This is a genomic window from Nitrospirae bacterium CG2_30_53_67 (assembly GCA_001873285.1).
Classification (GTDB): Bacteria; CG2-30-53-67; CG2-30-53-67; order CG2-30-53-67; family CG2-30-53-67; genus CG2-30-53-67.
In genome coordinates, this window is sequence record MNYV01000063.1 from 1 (window position 1) to 6,684 (window position 6,684).

4 protein-coding genes are annotated in these 6,684 nt (G+C 51.9%); 3 read left to right on the top strand and 1 reads right to left on the bottom strand.

The window, feature by feature from the left end; genetic code table 11:
• The first annotated feature begins 309 nt into the window (after positions 1-309).
• Positions 310-1,641, top strand: coding sequence for a hypothetical protein (locus tag AUK29_03555; protein OIP64922.1), 1,332 nt, complete (start codon positions 310-312; stop codon positions 1,639-1,641).
• A gap of 576 nt (positions 1,642-2,217) precedes the next feature.
• Entirely contained in the window at positions 2,218-2,859 is a 642-nt protein-coding gene (locus tag AUK29_03560; protein OIP64923.1) for a hypothetical protein, read from the top strand.
• Between the two features lie 35 nt (positions 2,860-2,894).
• Here AUK29_03560 and AUK29_03565 read toward each other — a convergent pair whose 3' ends face one another.
• Entirely contained in the window at positions 2,895-3,926 is a 1,032-nt protein-coding gene (locus tag AUK29_03565; GenBank protein ID OIP64925.1) for a hypothetical protein, read from the bottom strand.
• Positions 3,927-4,433: 507 nt separating this feature from the next.
• Between AUK29_03565 and AUK29_03570 the strand changes: the two genes are divergently transcribed.
• Positions 4,434-6,684, top strand: a 2,251-nt coding sequence (locus AUK29_03570; protein ID OIP64924.1) for a hypothetical protein, incomplete at its 3' end; no start/stop codon positions are given.

Sequence of the window (6,684 nt, forward strand, 5' to 3'; positions counted from 1 at the left end):
CGAAAACCAAGATAATGATGGCGGTTCATGAGCGTATCCCACGTTTCACGCTCGGTGGCTATGATGGGGCGGACAAGAAGTGTATCTGTGGTGGGATAAACCTGCGGCGCGTGGTGAATCGGTGTGTGCGGGGGATCGTTTGCCATAAAACCGTTATACACGATTCCCAATAGAAAAACCAGTGAAATATATTTGCGCTACGATATCAACAGGCTATGCCGAACTATGACATGACCCTGGTTCCAGCGATCCCTAATTGACATTTACACGTGTTTTTGTATAACATTTCTATTTTTAACGGGGCACATCATGGCTTTTACAGTTTTTGCAGACCGGAGCGGGAAGATTTATGATCATCCTGAACTGGAGCTCTCCGGGCAATCCGGGCGGCAATGGATCCGTATCCCTGAATCGGAATTGATCCCGCTTCCTGAGGGGAGCAAGCTTTTTACCATGCCCGGACGCGCCGCCGTGGGATGGGATCCCAAGACCGCGGCGTATTCCGTGTTCAACGGCTGGAAAAGCCTCGATGAGAACCAAGGTATCAAGCCTCACCAGGCCCATTCAGGATCCTTCACGGCCGTGGCCGCTTTTCTCCCTGCCGGTTATACCCGCCTTTATCTTCCGGCGGTGTCGGTCGAAAAACCGAAGCCTTACCTCCCCCTCTGGACCTACACGTCCGTTGGGTGGACGGAACAAGGGTTCTGTGCGCCGGCGGTACGGATCGATCCCATGACCCACTCGGAACCCTGTCATTATGACGACCGTGAAATCATAAAGCACGTGGAGAAACGAATCGCCATGGACCCGGGGAACCGCCTTCTCCGCCATCTGAAGCGCTGTGCCCTTTCCGACCATTGTTTCGCCGCAAAAAATCTTTTCATGGGGCGATGGGAGGCCCCGCTCCCCACCTCCCCGTCATGCAATGCCTCTTGCGCGGGGTGCCTTTCCTTGCAGCCCGAAAACGGGTGCGCCGCCTCTCAGGATCGGATCGATTTTGTCCCGACCCCGGATGAGGTGGTGCGTACGGCCCTTCCCCATCTTAAGCATGTGAAACAGGGGATCGTCAGCTTCGGCCAGGGGTGCGAAGGTGAACCCCTGCTTCAGTCCGCCCTCCTTTGCAAGTCCATCCGCAGGATGCGCCAAGAGACCGAGCTGGGAACGATCCATCTCAACACCAACGGGTTCTCTCCTCAATCCATCAAGGGCCTCAGAAAGTCGGGCCTGGACAGCATCCGGATCAGTCTGAATTCACCACGAGAAGAGACCTACCAGGCCTATTACCGACCCAAGGCTTACCGATTCAGGGATGTGATCCGTTCCATTGGTACGGCCGTGGACTCGGGGCTTTACACCGCCATCAACCTCCTGGTCTTTCCGGGCATCACGGATCTGGAACCCGAGGCTGCGGCCCTTCTCGATCTGATCCGAAAGACCCGCGTGCAGATGATTCAAATGAGGAATCTCTCCATCGATCCTGAAATCTATCTCAATCTTTTCCCGTCGCTTTCCGGCCGGGCCATCGGAATCCTTAACCTCATTCGGCTGCTGAGAAAAGAGTTCCCGCAGATGGAGATCGGCTATTTCAACCGCCCCAGGGAGTTATTCAAAAAGCAGTTGGTCCGGGAGTTGACGATCTGACTTCCGGACGGCAAGGTTCTTCTGTCCGGAGGCAGGATGCATAGAGAGTCTTAGATCATCTCCAAAAGAGTAGGTGAAACCATCAGGGGTCAAGGGGCCAAGGAGTCAAGGGGTTGAGTGAAGTGCTTTTCAAGACTTGAGGGGTCAAAGATTCAAGGGGTTGAGTGAAGTGCTATATAGCCTTGCATAAATAAGGCTACATATTGTCATTCTCCGGCTTGACCGGAGAATCCAGATTTTTTTCTCTGGATTGCCCGATCAAGCATGCCCTCCGATCCCCCGATCAAGTCGGAGGACAGGCCCGATCGGGGGGTCGGGCAATGACGATAGAGCAGACAAGATTAAGTATACTATGCAACGTTAAGAATAATATTATGTCGCTTTAATTATGCAATAATATATAAAAAACATCAGGGTTCAAGGGTTCCAGTGTTATTCTCTGGAAATTTTGCTTGCATTTAAGTATTTCACTTGACCCCTTGGACCCTGGAATCCTCGAACCCAAGATACGTTTGGGAGAAAAACCAGAATTTCAGATGATAATCAAATGCACCATGATGTCCAGAGGAAGGAACAATGAAACAGAATCCCATTGAAGTGATCTTCTTTGATCTTGGGCGGGTGCTGGTTGATTTCGACCTCCACCGGATCGCGGAAAGGCTGTCTCTTGCATCCAGCGGCCGAGCGCGGTTGGACTCGAAAACCCTTTTTGAACGGGTCTTTGGTCCTGAACAGGGGCTCTCAAATGACTTCAATGCAGGCAGGATCAGCCCTGAAACATTCTATTTTAGGATCGCCGAGGAATTCGATCTTTCACTCCCGTTCGATTCCTTTGCTCGGATCTGGGCCGAGATTTTCACGGAAAACCGGGAAGTCACCCGGATGATTGAAGAGCTGGCAGGACATTTCCGGCTCTTCCTGCTCTCGAATACCGATCCCATCCACTTCAAATATATCGTGAAAACATTTCCAGTACTGCGGCTCTTTGAATCCTGGATCCTCTCCTATGAAGTGGGTGTATGCAAGCCTGATGAGAAAATTTATCAGACAGCCCTCAGCTATGCCGGGGTCAGCGCCGGCCGCGCCGTTTATATAGATGATGTAGAGGAATATATCCGGGCGGCTGAAAAACTCGGGATCCGGGGGATCCATTTTACATCCGCAGAATCCTTGAAAAAGGACCTGACGGCGCTTCTCCCTTTCCGATTCAGACCCTGAATCAAAGCAGCTTATAGAGGGGGACGGATCTTCATTCAACGCAGGAGTTTCAGGATATTTCGTGCGAGCTTCTCCGGGTCATGGCGAACCTTTTGATCATCGCTTGACAGCAGATCCGCTTCAACAGGATGGACTCCCATCCTGCGGATTTCTTCTATATCATAGCGCGTGGCTTCGGCCCCTTCGCCGTGGTAACGGGACTTAAGATGAAGGGGAAGCGGGGCATGGTTGATCAGGACATGATCAATCAGGCGAAAGCCTGCGTGTTCATGGATCACACGGATATGATCTTCCACGGTGAAGCCCCGTGTCTCCTCCGGTTCAGTCATGAGATTCGCGACAAGAATCTTTCCGGCGGGCGATCTTTTGATCGCGTCGGCCACCCCGTGAATCATCAAATTCGGCAGGATGCTGGTATAGAGGCTGCCGGGACCGATGATGATCCCATGGGCTTTCTCCAGTGAAGCGATGGACTGATCCAGTGGTCTTGCGCCCTCCGGTTCGATCATGATCCGGCGGATCGGCTTTGGACAGGCATTGATCGCGGTCTCGCCCTCGATCATGGATCCGTCGGCAAGCTCCGCCCTGAGAACGGCTTTTTCCAGCGTGGCGGGAAGGATCTGCCCGTTAATAGCCAGGATGGAACTGAGGTCCGAGACGGCCTTGAAAAAACTCTGATTGATTTCGGATAAGGCCGCAAGGATCAGGTTCCCGAGACTATGGCCCGAAAGCCCGTTGTCACCTTTGAAACGGAATTTCAGCAGCTTCGCCATCAGGGATTCATTCTCGGAGAGTCCGATCAGGCAGTTTCGGATATCCCCCGGCGGAAGGACGTTGAGTTCATGGCGCAGGCGGCCGGAACTCCCCCCGTCGTCGGTCATAGCGACGATGGCGGTGAGCCGCTCTCTAAAAGACGGCTCGATCATGTTTTTATCGGAATTCGTGAAGAGGTAGTGTTTCAACCCTCGAAGCAGAACCGGCAGACCGGTTCCTCCGCCGATGGAGACGATACGAAGATGGGGGTCCACCTGAAGCTTCCCCCCTGAAAGATCCTGCCCGGGTTCCATCTCCCAACGGGTCATCCCGGTATGCGCATCCACTACGGAACGGTAAGAAACCTCCCTGACGATTTCGTTTCCTTCTTCGTCATAGAGACGGATCGGGATCTTTTTCTCCATAAATTCAGGATAAACGATTTTGTTTTAGAAACCAAGCGGAAACTTTTTTCAAGAACCCGGGTGTGCGACAAATTTGTGGGTAAATATTTCTCTAAGAACGTCATTCCCCGACCCCCCGATCAAGTCGGGGGGCATGCTTGATCGGGGAATCCACCCTTCGGCAGGCTCAGGGTGACAATTGTCATGGTGAGCTTGTCGAACCATGGATTGTCCGGTCAAGCCCCGGTAAACCGCCCCGGCAAGCCGAGGGCAAGAGGGGAAGCCGGACAATGACAAACATATATAATCCTGATGTTTACCCATAAATTTGTCGCAGACCCCAAGACCCCATTCATCTTGCCTTTTTCATTAATGAATGCTAACATGGTCTTAAAAGCGTTGTAATTTTAATGAGTTATGGAGATTTCAAGAAAGGGCATCCCCTGCATGATCACCCAAAATGATCTCGTGATCAGCGAGAAAAATTATAAAAGGACCCGCCTTGTCCTCGACATCCTTCGCCGGTTTCTCAAGGTCAACATCAAGGTCCATAACCTGACCGGCCAGTTTGAAACAGGGGACATTTTCCTTTTTAATCATTTCGCCCGCTTTGAGACCTTTATCCCACAGTACCTGATCTTTGAGGAGACCGGGAAGATCAGCCGTTCCCTCGCCGCTCCCGAACTGTTCAGGGATGATACCTTCGGAAAATATCTCATGAGTATCGGCGCTGTTCCCACGAATCTGCCGGACATTATCCATTTTATGGCCTGTGAGATCAACCGCGGATACAAGACCATTATATTTCCGGAAGGTTCCATGATCAAGGACCGGCGGGTTTTAGGACCCAAAGGCCGTTTCCGGATCTATGCAAGAGAAGAAAAGACCTACCGCAAACCGCACACGGGAGCGGCGGTGATCGCCCTTTATGCCCAGCAGTTGCGAGACCTTTTCATCCTGACTTATGAGAGGAAAAATCAAAAAACCCTCAAGCAAATTTCATCCCTGTTTAAGATCGATGACCCTGAGCGATTCCTCTCGACCGCATCCCGGCCGGTGATGATCATCCCTGCCAACATCACGTTTCACCCCTTGCGGGGGGATGATAATTTTCTCAGAAAGATTTCAGAACGCATGGGAAGGATCAAGAACAACCGGATGGAAGAGGAACTGATCATAGAAGGGAATATCCTGTTCAAGGATACGGACATGGATATCCGGCTCGGAGATCCCATTCCGGTCAAGGACTATCTCGGCCGCACGGATTCCTTGCTCTTAAAATCGAGATATTTCATGATGAATGAAGCGATGCTGAAAGGCGCGGCCACCCGCCTGCTCAACCGCCTGGAGATCGTCCGTTCAGAGATCCTTTCCGAACGGATCATGACCCAATACATGAAATCCATCTACTCCCTGGTGACCGTCAATATGGAACACCTCTGTGCCGAGATCATCTATGAGCTGATCCGGAAATATAAACAGCGTGAGGTGTCCAAAACTTTTTTTGTCCGCTCCCTTTATCTGACCATTAAGAAGCTTCAGAGAGCCGAGGGCGTTTTTCTTCACCGCGGTCTTCAGAACCCGGACCGGTACGATTCACTGCTCAAGTTCACCAACCGGGACCTCAGGGACTTCTTGATCAATGCGGCAGCTTCCGGGCTGATTCAGGAGAAGGATCATCAATACCTATTCCTGCCGGCGCTTGAGCAGAGCTACGACTTCGACGTCATTCGTATCAAGAACTTCATCAAGGTCCGCTACAATGAGGTTCAGCCCGTTCCTGCGGTCAGGGAGATGGTACATGAAGTCCTGACCCAATACGACAAGCTCAACACCCCGCAATCCAGGGCCGCTCTGCTCTATGATGACGACAAGAGAAGCTATGTCTGGGATCAGGCCATTTTTTGCAAATCAAAATATGAGGAGATCAACAAGGAGGAAACCAGGGTCCAGCCCGGAGATCCTTTCTTTTTCATACCGGAGCATGGCGTTGAACCCAAGGCGGGGGTCCTGCTGATCCACGGGCTGAGCGCCTCCCCTGCCGAGATGAGGCCTCTCGGGGAGTTTCTCTCCGAGCAGGGTCTTTTTGCCTACGGCGTGCGCCTTAAAGGACACGGCACCTCCCCCTGTGACCTGGATTTCAGAAAAATAGACCAGTGGTATCATTCGGCTTTCCGCGGGTGGGAAGCGCTTCGATGTTACTGCGATAAGATATTTGTCGCGGGATTTTCCATGGGGGGATGCATCGCATTGAAGCTTGCCGCCGAACATCAGCATGAGGTGACGGGGATCGTCTCTATCTCCACACCGCTCCGCATCCGGAATAAGAATATCTTATTTGCAAGCCTCGCCAACCAGATCAACAGGCTGGTGGCCGTCCTTCCCTACCTCAACGGCATCAAGAGATTCAAAAAATCCTTTCCCGAAAATCCTGGGATCAACTATCAGAACATTCCCATCAGCGCGATCCATGAATTCAAAAAACTGATGGAACAGACCGAGGTCTCTCTGGGGGAGATCTACCAGCCGGCCCTGATCATTCAGAGCAAGGGAGACCCCACCGTAGATCCGGTCAGCGCAGAGATGATCATGAAAGGAATTACTTCCAAGGACAAACGGCTGCTGCTGATTGATTCAAATAAACACGTCATCGTCCTGGACAAGGGTT

What these genes read in the sequence shown, in the direction of transcription:
- AUK29_03555 (OIP64922.1), top strand. Translation starts at nt 310, where the DNA reads ATGGCTTTTACAGTTTTTGCAGACCGGAGCGGGAAGATTTATGATCAT.
- AUK29_03560 (OIP64923.1), top strand. Translation starts at nt 2,218, where the DNA reads ATGAAACAGAATCCCATTGAAGTGATCTTCTTTGATCTTGGGCGGGTG.
- AUK29_03565 (OIP64925.1), bottom strand. Translation starts at nt 3,926, where the DNA reads ATGGAACCCGGGCAGGATCTTTCAGGGGGGAAGCTTCAGGTGGACCCC.